This is a genomic window from Bradyrhizobium sp. CSA207 (assembly GCF_029051685.1).
Taxonomy (GTDB): domain Bacteria; phylum Pseudomonadota; class Alphaproteobacteria; order Rhizobiales; family Xanthobacteraceae; genus Bradyrhizobium.
On the sequence record NZ_JAACFT010000010.1, the window covers coordinates 153129 to 168729 of the forward strand.

General features: G+C 56.6%; 13 protein-coding genes. 3 read left to right on the plus strand and 10 right to left on the minus strand.

What is annotated here, in order from left to right:
- Positions 1-294 precede the first annotated feature (294 nt).
- Both GWG65_RS13620 and GWG65_RS13625 read right to left on the minus strand, forming a co-directional pair.
- Complete coding sequence (locus GWG65_RS13620; RefSeq protein WP_275196073.1) at positions 295-1413, minus strand: hypothetical protein; 1119 nt, start codon at positions 1411-1413, stop codon at positions 295-297.
- 292 nt (positions 1414-1705) lie between these two features.
- Positions 1706-2377, minus strand: a complete 672-nt coding sequence (locus GWG65_RS13625; RefSeq protein ID WP_275196145.1) for a methyltransferase domain-containing protein — start codon at positions 2375-2377, stop codon at positions 1706-1708.
- 206 nt (positions 2378-2583) lie between these two features.
- On the opposite strand from GWG65_RS13625, the gene GWG65_RS13630 reads away from it, so the two are divergent.
- The 3 genes from GWG65_RS13630 to GWG65_RS13640 all read left to right on the plus strand — a co-directional run bounded on the left by GWG65_RS13630 (position 2584) and on the right by GWG65_RS13640 (position 6687).
- Positions 2584-3633 carry a glycosyltransferase family 2 protein gene (locus tag GWG65_RS13630; protein ID WP_275196074.1) on the plus strand — a complete coding sequence of 350 codons (1050 nt, stop codon included), beginning with the start codon at positions 2584-2586 and terminating at the stop codon, positions 3631-3633.
- Positions 3634-4214: 581 nt separating this feature from the next.
- Positions 4215-5333 carry a glycosyltransferase family 4 protein gene (locus GWG65_RS13635; protein WP_275196075.1) on the plus strand — a complete coding sequence of 373 codons (1119 nt, stop codon included), beginning with the start codon at positions 4215-4217 and terminating at the stop codon, positions 5331-5333.
- A 34-nt stretch (positions 5334-5367) separates the two neighbouring features.
- A complete protein-coding gene (locus GWG65_RS13640) occupies positions 5368-6687 on the plus strand; it encodes a hypothetical protein (RefSeq protein WP_275196076.1) in 1320 nt (439 codons plus the stop codon).
- 258 nt (positions 6688-6945) lie between these two features.
- Here the strand turns inward: GWG65_RS13640 and GWG65_RS13645 are convergent, their stop codons facing one another.
- From GWG65_RS13645 to GWG65_RS13680, 8 genes are all read right to left on the minus strand, one after another.
- The gene (locus GWG65_RS13645; protein ID WP_275196077.1) at positions 6946-7932 is read right to left on the minus strand and encodes a glycosyltransferase family 2 protein; all 987 of its coding nucleotides are present in this window, start codon (positions 7930-7932) and stop codon (positions 6946-6948) included.
- The gene (locus tag GWG65_RS13650) at positions 7929-8660 is read right to left on the minus strand and encodes a methyltransferase domain-containing protein (RefSeq protein ID WP_275196078.1); all 732 of its coding nucleotides are present in this window, start codon (positions 8658-8660) and stop codon (positions 7929-7931) included. Before GWG65_RS13650 ends, GWG65_RS13645 begins: the two co-directional genes overlap by 4 nt.
- A complete protein-coding gene (locus GWG65_RS13655) occupies positions 8657-10108 on the minus strand; it encodes a methyltransferase domain-containing protein (protein WP_275196079.1) in 1452 nt (483 codons plus the stop codon). The genes GWG65_RS13650 and GWG65_RS13655 overlap by 4 nt, the downstream gene beginning before the upstream one ends.
- A gap of 16 nt (positions 10109-10124) precedes the next feature.
- Positions 10125-11264 (minus strand): DegT/DnrJ/EryC1/StrS family aminotransferase, encoded by a 1140-nt coding sequence (locus GWG65_RS13660; protein WP_275196080.1) that lies wholly within the window; start codon positions 11262-11264, stop codon positions 10125-10127.
- Positions 11261-12262 (minus strand): NAD-dependent epimerase/dehydratase family protein, encoded by a 1002-nt coding sequence (locus GWG65_RS13665; RefSeq protein WP_275196081.1) that lies wholly within the window; start codon positions 12260-12262, stop codon positions 11261-11263. The genes GWG65_RS13660 and GWG65_RS13665 overlap by 4 nt, the downstream gene beginning before the upstream one ends.
- Positions 12259-13437: a DegT/DnrJ/EryC1/StrS family aminotransferase gene (locus tag GWG65_RS13670; RefSeq protein ID WP_275196082.1), complete on the minus strand. Its 1179-nt coding sequence runs from the start codon at positions 13435-13437 to the stop codon at positions 12259-12261. The genes GWG65_RS13665 and GWG65_RS13670 overlap by 4 nt, the downstream gene beginning before the upstream one ends.
- Positions 13438-13544: 107 nt before the next feature.
- A complete protein-coding gene (locus tag GWG65_RS13675) occupies positions 13545-14054 on the minus strand; it encodes an acyltransferase (protein ID WP_275196083.1) in 510 nt (169 codons plus the stop codon).
- A 34-nt stretch (positions 14055-14088) separates the two neighbouring features.
- Complete coding sequence (locus tag GWG65_RS13680; RefSeq protein WP_275196084.1) at positions 14089-15564, minus strand: oligosaccharide flippase family protein; 1476 nt, start codon at positions 15562-15564, stop codon at positions 14089-14091.
- Positions 15565-15601 lie beyond the last annotated feature (37 nt).

Sequence of the window (15601 nt, forward strand, 5' to 3'; positions counted from 1 at the left end):
GCGCGAAAAGATTTGGATTAAGTTCTGCCAGACGGGCACGGTGGCGATCGCACCAGCTCGCGGTCCGAGCAAAATGTCGCAGCCGATAAAAGAGAACTTACATTAGGAGAGAGAGGTGCACTATTGGGCGGTAGTCCGTTGCACGGCTTGATCAGGATCGAGGGCGGCCAAAAGAGCTGGAAGAGCCGACCGGATCGAAAGTCGTGTTTAAGCCATCGGCGAGCCAGCTTGCAGGTCGTCTGTACCTGGGACGCCGAAATCGACTGACGCCATGGTTAGCGTGCAAACGAGACATCAGCGAGAAGTTGGCCGTGGTCGCGATTCCTTATGGAATTTAGTGGCTGATCTCGCATTATTCGAATTGACCACCTGACCGCTTCGCATATCCATATTGTTGGAGAACGACCAGCCGTTCGGAGCGGAGTAGAATGCCCCCCACGCCGCCTGCAGATCAAAGAAGTTGTCATGCACGCTGCCACTGAGGGCAGAACTGTTGTCGTTATAGGAATTGGCATGAACCATATACGACATCGCTGAACCGGCGGATCCACCGGCCGCAATCATCGTGTTGTATGCCATGACGGCATTCTGGATCACCCCGCCCTGAGTATTGCTGTAGAACTGGAAGCCCTCGCCCCCCGACGCCTGCGGCGTCTGATAGGTGGTGTTAAACTCGACATCCACCGAGCCCGCGGTGCCGCCGCCGAACTGCAGGAAGTTCAGATGGGCGCCGTCTTCAATCGCCCCTTGCTCGACCAGATTATATTTATAGACAACGGAGAAGCTTGGGCTGCCGTTTGCCTGCGTGAATTCGACGACGTGCTGCGGAAATTCCTTGAACCAGTTGTACTCCATCGTGACCTGGCCCGAACCCGCGAAGCCGATGAACGACGTTGCGTTTCCGATGGTGCTGCCATCAAAGGTATTGTGCGTGATGGTCAGATTGGACGCCGCCGAGCTTCCGTAGATCAGATATGATCCCTGGTTGGTGCCAATCGCAAAATTACTATTTGAAATCGTCGCATTCGCACCTGCGACGTTCACCTGATATCCGCCGTGAAGGGAAAAATCATACCCATCAAGCGTGATATTGCTTCCGCTAACCGTTATCGTGCGGCTCGACGTATCTATCGAAACACCCGCCATCGCGATCGTCGCCGGATCCTTGAGCGATGTCGATGTCGCCCCGACTGCATAATCGACGCCGGCGACATTCCAGCCCGGCGTCATGGCATACCGTTTCAGCAATTCCGGATGCTGAGGTGCTGCCGATGAAACCCTTTGCTCACTGGCATCGCAGCGGTTAGCCGTACATTCGACCTTGCCGCTCCTCTCGGGCGCGGTGCGGAAATCATCTTCATCGGAAGATGCGACTATCACCAGCGCGGCTACCAAATAGAGCCAGGATTTCATTCTAAAACGACCATCACACGCGCCTGCTATTGCTCGATGCGGCCTGCTCGCCCCCTTCTTGAACAAAAGATGAGAAGTCCGATCATCCATTTCATCCATTCGTTCCGGGGTGGCTTGGCATACGCAACATTTAACCCGCAGCGCGGTTCAAGGTCTCTCGCGCCGGTTATCTGCGCTCCGTCAGAAAGGCGCCCTCTATCGGTCAACACCGCAGCCGCGCCCTCCTGCCTTCGGCGATCAATCGACCTCGCCAGGATAAGGACGACCGCCTATTCACGCTACTCTTCACAAGTCAAAAGCGCTTTCGCACAGCCATAAGGGATTTAGTTGCGCCGAGAATTTTCTCGGAGATGATCGCCGCGTCGGGAAACAATGCCGCGAACATACGCTTGTCCAGCAGGGATGAGCTCTGTATCGTCTTCATCGCCTCGTCGACGGTCGCAGCTTTGGACCAGTAGGGACCACACTTCCGAGCCATTACAAGCCGGAACTTCAGCGATTCGGGAAGCCAATGCAGAAAGGGCGTTCTCGCGTGCGGTTCGACCGGAAACCAATAGTAGGGGGTTTGTACAAAATAATTGGGAGCGATGCGCCGGATCTCGTTTGCCATGGCCATCATGCTCGACCATTGACCGACGTGCTCAATGACCGAATTCGAATGGATCACATCAAAGCTATTGTCCGCGAATTCAGGCATATGGCAGGCGTTGCCCCGGCAAGATGTGAAGCCAGCCTTTGGCGGCCCGCCCCCTTCCAGATTGAGTAGCGTTATTTCCGTCGGTCGGGCGATCAGGTGCCTCTTGTCCGACCAATAGGCTTCGACTCCGCCAATATCGAGAATACGCAACGGACGATCGGTCCTTGGGATCGAGTTCACCAGATCGAGAAAGATCGAAAATCGCGCCAGCCGGAAACTGCTCGAGGCAGCCTTCTGATACCCGCTATGTTCAATGACCTGTGACACTTCAATCAATCGCTACTTCCGTACGGCGAGTATTTTCCAGCGGACTATAAATCGCCCCTTTAACCATTTCAACATTATATTGATTGCAAAAAACAATTTAATTTACTACGTTATTAAACGTGGCCAGCCGGGCGGGGCCGCAATTTCGACCCCATGGCGGCAAGTCAAGGTTTGCGACGGCCGTCATCCTCCGGAGCGAGGGAGCGATGTCAAATACCGGGCCGGAAGTCACAAAGATAGCGGTCCTCATCGTATCGTACGGAAACCCTGACGACGTGGATCGTTGCTTGAAGTCACTTGCCCAGTCCGACTTCGAGAATTTTGATGTTTTCATCTGTGAGAATGGCGGCCAGGAAGCTTATGCGTCTTTGATGGAGGTCATTGCGCACGAACACAGCACATTGCAGCAAATGGAAGATTGCTCGGATCAACTGGATCGACCGGGAGGCCGACTGGCCCGCGTGGCGAAATGTCGATTTCGATCCCGCTCCAATTTGGTCAGGGTAGCGCTCGCAATTGATAATCTCGGCTACGGCGGCGGAGTTAATGCATGGCTCGAGAGATTGCTCGGTCAACCCGGATGGCAGGCTGTGCTCGTTCTCAATCCGGACACCGAGGTTGTTGAGACATGTCTATCACAGTTGGTGGCCAAAGCCGCCGAGGGATACGGAATGGTTGGCGGGGTTCTGGTATTCGACGATTCCCCGAACAAGGTAGCCAATTATGGGCTTCGATGGTCCACTCTTACGGGGCGAGTGACGGCTGTTGGCCGAAACTCACCTGCGGGGCGTCGCCTTACACCGGAAATGGTTGAAAAGATCGATGCGATCAGCGGTGCTTGTGTCCTTGTGACAAGAGACTTCATCGCTGATGTAGGGTTAATGATGGACGATTACTTCCTCTATATGGAAGACCTCGACTGGGGTCGGCGGCGGGCCAACCACCGGATCGGAGTCGCTGAAGGGGCGCTGATACGCCACGTGGGAGGCACGACCATCGGATCGGCTGCAGACCCAAGAGATCAGTCCCATTTGTCGGTCTACCTGTCCGCCCGGAACGGTATCCTCTATTCTCGGCGTCGAGCCGGGTGGCGCTGGATCTTTCACTCCGCGATTTGGATGTTGTACGCACTGAGATATCTTCTGCTTGGTGCTCCAGCGGCTGCCATGCTTACGATCGCGGGCTTATGGCATGGGATAAACGGTAGAACAGGCCGGCCTGAAATCTCCTTCGATAGACGAGACGCTTGCCGCTAGAGGTGCTGGAACTGAGAACGTTCAACACGTCCCGATCGTTTGTGACAGAGCCAGGTCCTGGCCACGCCAACTCTGCCACCGCCGACGAGCGTTCGCGTGTCGAACTTCCAGCGAGCCGCAGCAGCCGGGTGAACTCTTTATCACGATAGGTCTGTTGTTCGTGTTTATTCATTAGCCCAGCGGCGCATGGCCGATTTATTAAATATTGAATATCTGCTATAAATCGATGGACACTATTTAAATAGCGATGCAGGATTTTCCCGGTCCAGGAGCCAATTGTGAGCCAATTTTCGGTATCCCGCTTTTCCCCCGTGGTCACCACCGCTCTTTGGGCACAGCGCCGCTCCTGGCTCATTCCTCGCGTCCTAAGGCAAACAGGACTTGCCATGCTCTCGCGTCTTCAGGGTGGTCCTGCACCCGTCGAAGGTTGGAATTCGCCGCTGATCGTCCGCGAGGGAATGATTTCGAACGGTGCCACTCCCACAATTGACTTAAATCAGGCCGCCACGTGCGTCCCCTCACGTCTTGATCGGCCAGACCGACCTGACCGACGCCTATCTTGCTTGATTTCGACGAGCGTCTTGGACGCCGGCGGTATCGACGAGTTCGTGGCATTTCTTGCTCGGCGCCTGCCCGACAGAGGTATCAAATCCACGGTCATGGTAACAGATCCGGCTGTGACCGGCGGGCGTCTCATGCGCGCGCTGCGAGAAGAAGGGATTGAGGTCATCCATAAATCCCCATCTGAAAGCCGCGGGTGGCTCAGGGAACAACGACCGGACGTTATCAGCGCTCATGCGCCTCCAGACTGGCTGGTCCAGGCGGCCCACGAGCTGGGAATACCGGTCGTCGAGACGCTGCACGCCGCTCCAACCCCAATCGGAACCGATTGGCGAGCAGAGGGACCCAGAAGTCGCAATATTCGTTTTCTGATTGCCGTGAGCGATCTGGTACGACGGCAATACTTGCGTGGCAACCCGGCATTCAGCGCCGATGCGATTTGCACGATACCCAACGGTTTCAATTCTACCCACCGGCAGATGACTGACCGAACCGCGGCAAGGAAGTGGCTGGGTCTTCAAGATGAGTTTCTGTTCGTGTCGCTGGCCCGTCACGTCATGCAGAAGAACGCCTACGGTCTGCTGGTCGCCTTTGCAGAGGTCGCAGAATTATTTCCGCATGCGCATCTCGTCCTATCGGGTCGCGCGGATGATCCCGTCTATATGAAACAGCTGCAGCTCCTTCACAAGAAGATCCCCGAGCGCCATAGAATTCATCTTCGCGACAATATTTCCAACCCGTCTCCATTGCTCTCGGCGGCCGATTGCTTCGTTCTCAACTCCTTCTTTGAGGGATGGCCCCTCGCCCCAATGGAGGCTCTTTGCACAGGCCTACCCGTTGTGATGAGCGATGTCGGCGGGGCCCGCGAACAAATTGGTCTGGACGGAAGACATGGCCACCTCGTGCCCAACCCCCTGGAAAATCCCGAAACCGTAACATGGGATAGAGTTGCGCGTGAGAGATTTCGGCCTCAGAGCAACAGAGCCGCCCTTGTCTCAGCGATGGGTTCGATCATCGTAAATCGAGAGCATTGGGCGGCTTCTCGCGCGACTCTCGCAAGTGAGGCGAAGGTCCGCTTCAACACAGAGGCGTGTATCCAGCAATACGCGCAGGTTTTCGAACAAGCCGTTGCATCCTGATTGCAGCTTATCCAGAACATTGGACGCGAGAGCAATGAAGTCAACGCTATCCCATTCGGCACTTGTGAATCGCGAACAATCGCGGCCGGCGCCCCGAAATGCAGGCGCCATCGCGTGTTACGTTGCCCTCCTGGCAATCCTGCTTCCTGGAGGTCTCGTCGCCGTCGATGCGTCCGGCGCCAAACTCACGGTCGGCAGGATTGCCGTCTTGATACTGCTCATGCCGGCCCTTGTCCGACTTACAAAGGCTGATCGCCACTTTATAGCAAGTGACTATCTCGCGGCCATAACCGGCATCTGGATGGTCGGGGCGGCGGCGTATGTCGGAGGTGACGGCAGCCTATCATCTGCGGTGGCAGTGTGCCTGGAGTACGTCGGAGGTTACTTTGTGGCCCGAGGACTGTTTTTCGGATACGCCGTTTCCACATTCATTCGAGTGCTGAAGAAATTTTTGATCATCGTCGTGTTCCTGGCACTCGCAGACAGCATCACCGGAAGACTTATGGTGCACACAACTCTGGCTGGCATTTTCCACAGCGCTCCCCTGCTGCAGCCTGATTTTCGCGCGGACCTGCTGAGGACTTCATCGACATTTGACCACCCCATTCTGTTCGGCACGTTTTGCACTCTGTCCGGAGCATTGTTGATGACTTACGAACAGACCCTTGCAAAACGAACATGGTGGGTGGGCTTGTGCCTTCTTGGATGCATATTATCAATGTCCTCCGCACCTTTGCTGTCGTTCATCATTGCCATAGTCGCCTTCGCATACGAATGCCTTATGAAGAATTATTCATGGCGTTGGAGCGTGTTCTGGCTTGCCGTTGCGGGAGTGATACTGGCTATCTTCTTCATTGCCAATCATCCGATCGGCTGGATCATCTCCCATCTGACACTCGATCCAGTGTCAGGATACTTCAGGTTGATGATCTGGGATCTGGCTTTAGTGAAAATCGGCCAAGAGCCATGGACCGGATTCGCCTTCAACCCATTGAACAATGAAATATTGGACTACACCATCGATTGCGTCTGGTTGCAGCTGGCGATACGCTTCGGCATCCCCATGATTGTGCTGGTGGCCCTCACCAACATTGCAGCTATTCTGCCAGCAAGGCGAAGCGCCAGCAAGGTCACTAGCGATCCTCTACATTGGGGATTTACGACAGCGCTCGTACTGACGATGCTCACCGGCCTGACCGTTCATTACTGGCACTTTCTTTGGATATTCTGGGGTCTTTGTCTGGGGATTCGCGCGTCTCTTCGCGAGGCATCTATGACCGAATACCAAATGCTCGCGGACGAGCGGATGCCGTTGATGACCGCTGACATTTCCCTGGTTCACGCGCGACCATAAGCGCGCGTGAATTGGGGTGCGATGGGCCCGCCTTCTCCACGCTGTGATCCGCCTGCCGAGCTACACGCCTCTCTCACTCACAGGCTTCTTCACCAAGCACGCAATGGTGACCAGACACGAAATCTTCTTCGCGCGCTCCCTATTCCAACCCAGCACGCCCCTCGTGACAGGCTATGCCCACAAGATTCCGTCAAATGGGTGAGAACTGCACCGATCCAGCGCATCGGCGCAGCACGAGGGCCGGTCAGGCTTTGCCCACTACCGCACCAGCATCTGCCGTACTCGATCGGCGGCCGGCTGTAGAATCTGCCATGCACGACGGCCCAAACGCCGTTTGCAAGCCAGAGCTAACCAAGGCGGCGTTCCTTCGACCCTTGGGTCGATTTTCAATGCAGCGTCACAAAGCCGCTCCGAAAGTCCCGTTGCTCCCTCGTTGAACGCACGGCTCGCACTCCTTACCGCGTCAAGCGCCAGTTCGTGGACGAACCAGGCTCGAAGATCATCAATGTTTGCAAGCACCGGAGCGCAACTGCCAAGGAATACTTCAAATGCCTCCTTTCGTTGCGCGAGATCCTGCTCCGGCGAGTATGTCGTTGACATATTGGCCGTATGCCGTCGATAAACAGCCTGAGCCTGGTCAATAAATCCGATCTCGGCGTGCGCGGCAAATCGCAACCACATCTCCATATCCCCACTGTGCGTCAGTTGCGCTGAATATCCGCCCAGTTGCTTCTGTAGGCTCGTTCGAACCACTACGGTGGGCGCGAGCACGATGTTCTTGGCCCGGCTGAGATGGATGAACTCAATTCCAGACAATATCCGTGTTCCCGGTCCCAAACCTGGGGGAGTAGCCACGACTTCCCTTCGATCACCTTCTTGCACGATGGCTCGACCAAAAACTAGACCGACAGAAGGGTAATCATCCATCAGGCGGGCTGACCTCGTAAGGGCGCCAGGCAACAGACAGTCATCCGCAGAAAGCAGCACCATGTAGTCGGCCGCCGCCCAGGTGATCCCTTCGTTGAACGTTGCGATGTGCCCCCGATTGGATGCGTGTTTGAGAACGTTGACCCGTGGGTCCTCGCGAGCCAGCTCCTGTGCAACTTCGGCCGTGTTATCCGGTGACGCGTCGTCGATAATCAGCACGCGCAACGTCACCCCGGATTGCGTCAGAACGGTTTGGACGCAATCTCTTAGAAAATGCCCATACCGATAGCAGGGGATGACTACATCTATGGAGCTCACCGGCGTCCCTCCGTTGCGCCCACGGTGGCCGCTCTCCTCCAACCGATCTTTGGTTGTGCCGGAGCATCGCCGCGTCGTTGCCCGGCCATGATATACTGCTTGACCAGGTGGTGACGAAGGACTCCGAGCGAGAGACAGTCGATCAGCCTCGATTTTGGTCCTTCGATGCCGGCAACCAAACCATCTGTGACGATTAGATCAGCATCGTTCAGAAGTTCAACCGCCGTTCCTTCGACAAAGAACCTCAAATGCGTGCGATCAAGAATCCCGGAATCCCGATAAGTAAATTTCCGCCGGAAGAGCAGCGGCAGCGCTACACTCAAATGTGCAACGTTTGGCACCGAAACGATAATGCGGCCGCCCTCCGTTAGAAGGTCGCTGATCGATCGAAGTGTCCTCCCGGGGTCCGGCAGGTGCTCTAGTACATCAAGAAGTAAGACGAGGTCGAACTCGCCAAGGTCGGATGCACAATCATCGATATTGCCGATAACGGCTATATCCGCGTTTTCCTCCAACTCTTCCTTGAGCTCGCGGTTGACCTCGACCCCCACGGTCATGACGTTCGGATAGATCGATCTCAGCCAACGCAGCGTGTAACCGCCGCCCGGCCCGACCTCTAAGATCCTTGATGCTTCATTTGGCAAGAGCGACCTAATTTCCTCGCGTGAATGCCTGTAGTATTCGGTACGTTCCGAGTTACAAGCGCGACCGTCTTTTCGGTTTGTCATAGCGGCTCGCCCGCGTTTCCATCGTTTCTCTTCGAACCTTTGCGTTCATTCGGATTATCCACTCTCCTTGCCAGGGCGACGACATCCGAGGCAAAAAGGGAGGAAAAACGATTTTGTTTGGGTCCGTTGGTGCGGGGTGAAACGACTTTCGATGTTCTCTCCATCGAGAGTCCCGACTCGACACACCAACTTCGAATTACCGAGGTTGATATGTTGTGAATTCTCGTCGTTTCGAAGCTAAGCCGCCTATGGCGCGGCCCACTACTGCCCTTCCGCCGCCACCAATAACGGACGTACGGCCTGTTCGGTGCCGTAATGAGGACTGTCCCTCCTGGCGCGAGGGCATCGACAAACAGTCTCAGCAAATGCTCAGGACGATGAACGAACTGCAAAACGTTGAGAAACAAGATGCAGTCAAATCTCATTGAGGCGATCTTTGCACGAGCAGTATCGAAATCTCCTGACACCATCTGAAGCCCACGTGCAGCCGATTCGCTGCTTATGACGTCATCAAGTGGTACCGCGACCACCCGTTTGCCCGTCTCAAGCAACCGAAGTTCATTAGCGCCGGAAGCTGAACCGATCGACAGGATGCGTACGGCGCTCTTGGGGATCAGGCTCAAGACTTCGTTTCTGATCGGTTCATAGAAATCTTTCGAATACATCTTGTGCCACAAGCTGGTCTCGGTATTCAGCAGCGGACAAGGCCTTTGCTCCCGGGAGGCGATCTCCAACAACGCTGATATTTGAGAGCCCAATTCGTGTTGGTCTACACCAAAATGGCCGATATACTTGTTCGGCAAATGATGCACCCAGAATTGCTCTATGTGCGAGATGGCAATGAATTTCCTGAAACCGCATTGGGTATACGGGTCAGTGGCAGCGCTGCAAAGAAGATCGTACTCTCCCTCATGCGGCGCCACCAGGAAGCCGCCTGAAGCAATCGCTTTCGCCAGCTGTTGCTGGGTTAATATGTAGCAGGCTGAGTGCTCGTTCGTGAAATGGGCGAGAGTATACCTTCCCCTAACTCTGACCGATTCACAATCCCAGCGGAAATGACCATGCGCCTCGGGAAAGTTGCGCTCCCCATCCGGACCATATTCAACCCGCAAGAATCCGGCGATCTCGTCTTCTTTCAGGACAGACTTAACGTCCAGAAAAGCGCGGATATTCTCTTCGGTTATTAGAATGTCATCTTCCGAGTAGATGAACAGATCGTACAAATTGAGCCGGTCCAGGAATAGCTTCTTGTGCAGAAACGGAAGTGACCAGGGATCTTTAGTTGGGAGCCCAACAAGACACTCGACAGCGGGCGGAACGGCCTTTTCGATATCTGAGAGAACTACCACGTCGACACCGAACTGCATGGATCGGTATTCTTTGATCACCCGATCCAAGTATCGGTCATTTGCATGGCCGTAGTTGGCGATTGCGACCAGGATTCTCATAGATATGCTGCACTCATCATAGGGCTATCTCGGCTTTCAGCGCCGCAACAACGCTCAGCAGGTCTGCATCCGTCATCTGCGCATAGAGGGGCAGCAGGATCGACCTGTCCTGTGCAAGTTCAGATTGACGAAGGTCGTGCCGTTGCCTCGTCTCGGCGTAAGGCCGCTCACGGTGCGAGCACATGATCCCGCGGCGGGTCGCGATTCCCTTATCGAGAAGATGTTGCATAGAGATGCGTTGGTCGAGACGGTCCGGGAGACGCACGCAATAGCTCTGCCAGTTCGATCTGGCCCACGCCGGTTCGGTTGGTAACCGCAGCCCTTCCAGATTTCCGAGCTGTTCGGCATATTTGGCGGCGACGGCTCGCCGGCGTGCTACCAGTTCTGGAAGCCGCTCGAGCTGTTTGCGCCCTATCGCAGCCTGCATATCCGTCATTCGATAATTGTAGCCGACAAGGACGTACTCCTCGAAAATGACACGCTGCGACCCGTGACGCACGATATCCGGAACGCTCATACCGTGCTGGCGCAGCAGCCTGAACTTGCGATCAAGCTCGGCATCCGCAGTGGTGAGCATTCCACCCTCGCCCGTCGTGATCACCTTTCGCGGATGAAAGGAAAAGCACGCAATGTCTCCATGCGGCTTGCCGATCGGCTCCCATTCCCCGTTCATCCGGATCTGCGATCCGGCACCACAGGCCGCGTCCTCGATCACCGCGATGCCGTGGCGGCGCGCTACGGCCATGAGCGCTGCCATATCACACGGCATGCCCATCTGATGGACCGCGATGATCGCGCGGGTGCGCTCGGTGATGGCTTCGGCCAGCTGAGCGCAATCCAGATTGTAGGTCTCCGGGTGGATATCGACAAAAACCGGAGTGGCGCCCTGATATCGGATGACGTTCGCGGTCGCAATGAAGGAATGGCTGACCGTGATCACCTCGTCGCCGGTGCCGATATCCAACGCTGCCAAGGCGAGCTGCAGGGCGGTCGTGCAATTGGCGACGGCACAGGCGTGCGGCGCGCCAACAAGTGCAGCGAACTCGCCCTCGAACGCGGCCACCTGCGGACCCTGCGACACCCAGCCCGACAGCACGACGGCGCGCGCAGCATCAGCCTCCTCGTCCGCAAGCAGCGGCGCCGCGATCGGAATCACGATGCCGCCGCCTGCCGCTGACGGTCCGAAGCGAGGTCGCGTTCGGATCGCCACCATTTCACGAGATCGGCGAGCCCCTGCTCAAGCGAAACCGTGGTGCGGAATCCCAGCAAACGCTCTGCCTTGCCGGTCGATGCCAGCCGTCGTGGCACCGGATTGACCGAGCGCTCCGGCGCGAATTCGGGTGTCAGGCCGCGGCGTCCCATCACCGACGCAAGCACCGTAGCCAGCTCGGTCAGGCTGGTTTCAGTGCCGCTGCCGACGTTGAAGACCTCGTCAGTGATCTTTGCCCTGGCCGCAAGGATGTTGGCACGCGCGATGTCGCGGACGTGGACGAAATCCATGGTCTGACGGCCGTCGCCAAATATAATGGGAGGTAATCCGGCCTCCAGCCGCTCCATCCAGCGGATCAGGACCTCGGTGTACCGTCCGTGGATATCCATCCGGCTACCGTAGACGTTGAAATATCGGAATGCCACGTAGTCGAGGCCGCATACATCGTTGAAGGCCCGCAGTAGGCCCTCGTTGAACGCCTTGGCGGCTCCATAGAGAGTTCGGTTGTTGTATGGATTCTGCCGCTCGGTCGTCGGAAACTCCTCGGCCATGCCATATACGGACGCCGACGACGCTGCGATGATCTTCTCGATATCGTGCTTGATGCACAGCTCCAGCAGGTCATAGGTGGCATCCACCATGACCTCCTTGGCAAGGCGTGGTTCGGCCGCACAATGAGTGATGCGGAGTGCGGCCTGGTGAAAGACGATATCGGCAGCCTTGACCAGCGCTTCCATCAGCTTGCGATCGCGTATGTCGCCGTGAACCAATCTCACCGGCCCACGCCCGAGCGCGCGCCGGAGATTTTCCGGCCGGCCTCTTATCATGTTGTCTATGGCAACAATCTCGATACAGCCCTCGTCGCAGAGCAGATCAACGATGTGGGAGCCAATGAATCCCGCCCCGCCGGTGACCAGAACGCGCTTTCCCTTGAGATCAATCAAGACGCTCTCCTGTTGTGGGACCATGTCATGACGCTTTGTGGATGCTCCGCCCTGTCACTAACGGCTTCGCTGGGCCGCAGGGCCGCCGCGTTCCTCAATGTGGCGACAACTTCGGCCGCCTGTTCCGGCAGCATCTCCGGATAAATGGGAAGAGAGAGGAACTCGTTCGCAAGCATCTCAGTGACGGGGAGATCACCGGCACGATAACCGAGTTCTGCATAGGCTCTTTGCAGATGCACCGGAACGGGATAGTGGATCCCGGCACCAATGCCGGCATCACGCAATAGCGTCAGCGCGTCGTCGCGCCGCTGCAATCTGACCGAATAGACGTGATACACGTGACGGGCGTAGCGGGGCGGCTGGGGACGCGCGAATGGGAGATCAGATAGCAGTGCATTGTATCGCTCAGCGAGCGACCGACGCGCTTCCGTCCAGCGCTCGATGTAGTCCAGCTTGACGTTCAGCAGCGCGCTCTGAATTTCGTCCATGCGATAGTTATATCCGGGGATCACGTGGTGGTATTTCGCCTCCTGCCCCCAATCGCGCAGCAATGACACGCGTCGCGCGAAATCAGACCGATCGGTTACGAGCGCCCCACCCTCGCCAAACGCTCCAAGATTCTTGCCGGGGTAAAAGCTGAAGCATCCCAGATCGCCAATCGAGCCTGCGCGGCGTCCCCGGTATTCCGCGCCGTGCGCCTGCGCGGCGTCTTCAATGACGACAAGACCGTGACGACGCGCGATCGCCATTATCGGATCCATGTCGGCCATCAGCCCGTGGAGGTGAACCGGCAGGATCGCTTTGGTTCGCGGCGTTATCGCAGCTTCGATCAAGCCGGGATCCATCGTCCACGTTACCGGGTCGACGTCGACAAACACCGGCCTGGCGCCGCTGTAGAGAATGGCCGCGGTTGTCGCGACGAACGTCATGGATACTGTGATGACTTCGTCACCGGGTCCGACGCCGGCCGCAAGCAGGGCAAGGTGAAGCGCCGAAGTGCCGCTGTTCACGGCGCGGCAATGGGCGGTCCGGCAATAGTCCGCAAAGCGTCCCTCAAAGGCCGTCACCTCCGGCCCAAGCACAAAGTGCCCGCTGCTGACGACCCTCGCTATCGCGGCGTCGATTTCCGGCTTGATCTGGGAATATTGGGCTTTCAAATCCAGGAAAGGTATCAAGATTCAAGACCTTGGATTGGAGCAAAATTATAGTAACAATTAACTCGCATTATTATATTAAATCAAGCCTTAACTTCGATAACATATATCTCTCGATTTAAAATGGCTTATGAAAGCGCGACTGACGAGCCTCGATCGCCCAGAACGGTGTTTTCAGTTCCGGACAGAAGCCGAGCGGGCACTCCGGCGACGATGGCGCCGGGCGGAACGTCCTTCGTCACCACCGCACCCGCGCCTACGGAGGCACCCGCACCGATCGTCACACCGCACAGAATGGTCGCGTTCGAGCCGATGGAAGCTCCCCTACCGACATGAGTGCGCTGCAGTGTCCAGTCCGAAGCTTGCTGAGGACGACCATCCGCGGTTGTTGCCTTCGGAAATTTATCGTTCGTGAACATCACACCATGACCAACAAACACTTCGTCCTCGATCGTGACGCCCTCGCAGATGAAACTGTGCGACGATATCTTACAACGCGCACCTATCTGTGCCCCAGCCTGGATCTCGACAAAGGTTCCGATCCTGCTCTCGTCGCCAACGGCGCAACCATACAAGTTGACTAGGTCCGAATGCAGGATGCGGACATCGCGGCCAAGCTGGGTGTTCTCTATTGGCATGTCAGTTTTCCTGTCTCTACAGCCAAGCAAGCCTTTACAGTACCGGGCGTGACGCGAGCAGCCTGGGCGCCATCTCGGCAAGACCTGCTGCCGCTTGACGAAGGTGCTGCAGCAGGGGATGCCCTGTCACGATCAGTCCCCACAACCAGCAGAAGGCGGCGACCACCAACGCTGATATAAGCCCTACAATGAGATTAAGAGTTCCCGCCTCGATCAACACCGCACAGATGGCTGCTCCCGAGGCGGTCGCCATCGTGACGACACCGCTTTTCAGCACAGCACGGCCAAACTCGGCCGGTCGCAGCGCCAGATGTGGACTGAGATAGTAGATCGCCACTGCTGCTTGGAATGGCAACGTCAGCAACGCACACGCTGCGACTGCCTCCACGCCAAAAACGGACGCACACAGGAGGGCGAGGAGCGATGGTGGTATCGAGATGCAGGACGAGACAAGCGCGTCGCGCACGCGTCCAACTGCCAGGAAAACAGGATACGTCAGACACGCGGCAAACAGCGCCAGATTTGCGAGGCAAAGAATGCGCACTAACAGCGCTACTTCCAGCCAGGCTTCACCGAGCCAGATCAAAACGATCGGCCTTGCCATAATCGCCACGAACGTGAGGAATGGCCACTGCACCGCGGAAAGCAGTTCGACCGCATCCAGATACACGCCTTTTAAATCTGCCCCGGCTGCACGTTTCGTCACAATCGCCGGCATGATGATCGGGTTCACCACCTGCGTGACGAGCCTGTCGAACACCTGGGTCAGGTTGATCGCCCGGCTGTAGAGACCTACAGCCGTAAAATCGAGAATCTTCGCAAGAAAGAGCTGGGGCGCGAGGTTGTAGAAGACATTGATGAGGCTGACGCCGCTGGAATAGAGACCGAATTCGAGGACGTCTCGGTATTCGGACAGCGAAGGACGTAATACACTGAAATCCCGATACCAGCTCAGCAGCATGGCCGTGAGAACCATGCTCCCTGCCACACCACCCCAGATCGGAGCCATGTAGCTGAAGTTCAATACTGCCAGTCCGATCGAAACCAGCGCGACCACCATGTTGCTTGCGAGATTGCAGATCGCGAGCGTCCCGAACTGCATGTCACGACGAAACAAGGCGATCAACGTTCCGGAGACCGGTACAAGCAGGAGATTTAGCGCAGAAACCTCGATACCTCGCCTTAGACTGTCCTGTGCAAAGATTCGCGATACAACATCGGCCGTGGCAAACAGAATCAGCGCAATTGCCAGTGAGATCCCCAAGGTGATGGTGAACGCTGTGCGAATAGTCCCGCGCGAGAGCTCACGTTTCTGAATCAGGTAATTCGCCCCTCCAAATTCCTGAAAAGCGGCTGCGATCACGGCGGTAAGCGCATTGACAACCGCAAAAACCCCAAACTCGCTCGGCGTCAGCAGGCGCGAAAGCACTGCGGTCGAGACGAAGAACAACACAAGACCGGCATAGCGGTCCACTGCAGAAAACAAGACTGAACGCTGCACTGAATTCATCACGACTCCGTCGCGGAGCTCGGCTGGCGAACAGCCA

Coding starts and splice junctions, on each gene's coding strand:
- GWG65_RS13655 (WP_275196079.1), bottom strand. CDS start 10,108: ATGAGAATCCTGGTCGCAATCGCCAACTACGGCCATGCAAATGACCGA.
- GWG65_RS13675 (WP_275196083.1), bottom strand. CDS start 14,054: ATGCCAATAGAGAACACCCAGCTTGGCCGCGATGTCCGCATCCTGCAT.
- GWG65_RS13630 (WP_275196074.1), top strand. CDS start 2,584: ATGTCAAATACCGGGCCGGAAGTCACAAAGATAGCGGTCCTCATCGTA.
- GWG65_RS13650 (WP_275196078.1), bottom strand. CDS start 8,660: ATGACAAACCGAAAAGACGGTCGCGCTTGTAACTCGGAACGTACCGAA.
- GWG65_RS13620 (WP_275196073.1), bottom strand. CDS start 1,413: ATGAAATCCTGGCTCTATTTGGTAGCCGCGCTGGTGATAGTCGCATCT.
- GWG65_RS13640 (WP_275196076.1), top strand. CDS start 5,368: ATGAAGTCAACGCTATCCCATTCGGCACTTGTGAATCGCGAACAATCG.
- GWG65_RS13680 (WP_275196084.1), bottom strand. CDS start 15,564: ATGAATTCAGTGCAGCGTTCAGTCTTGTTTTCTGCAGTGGACCGCTAT.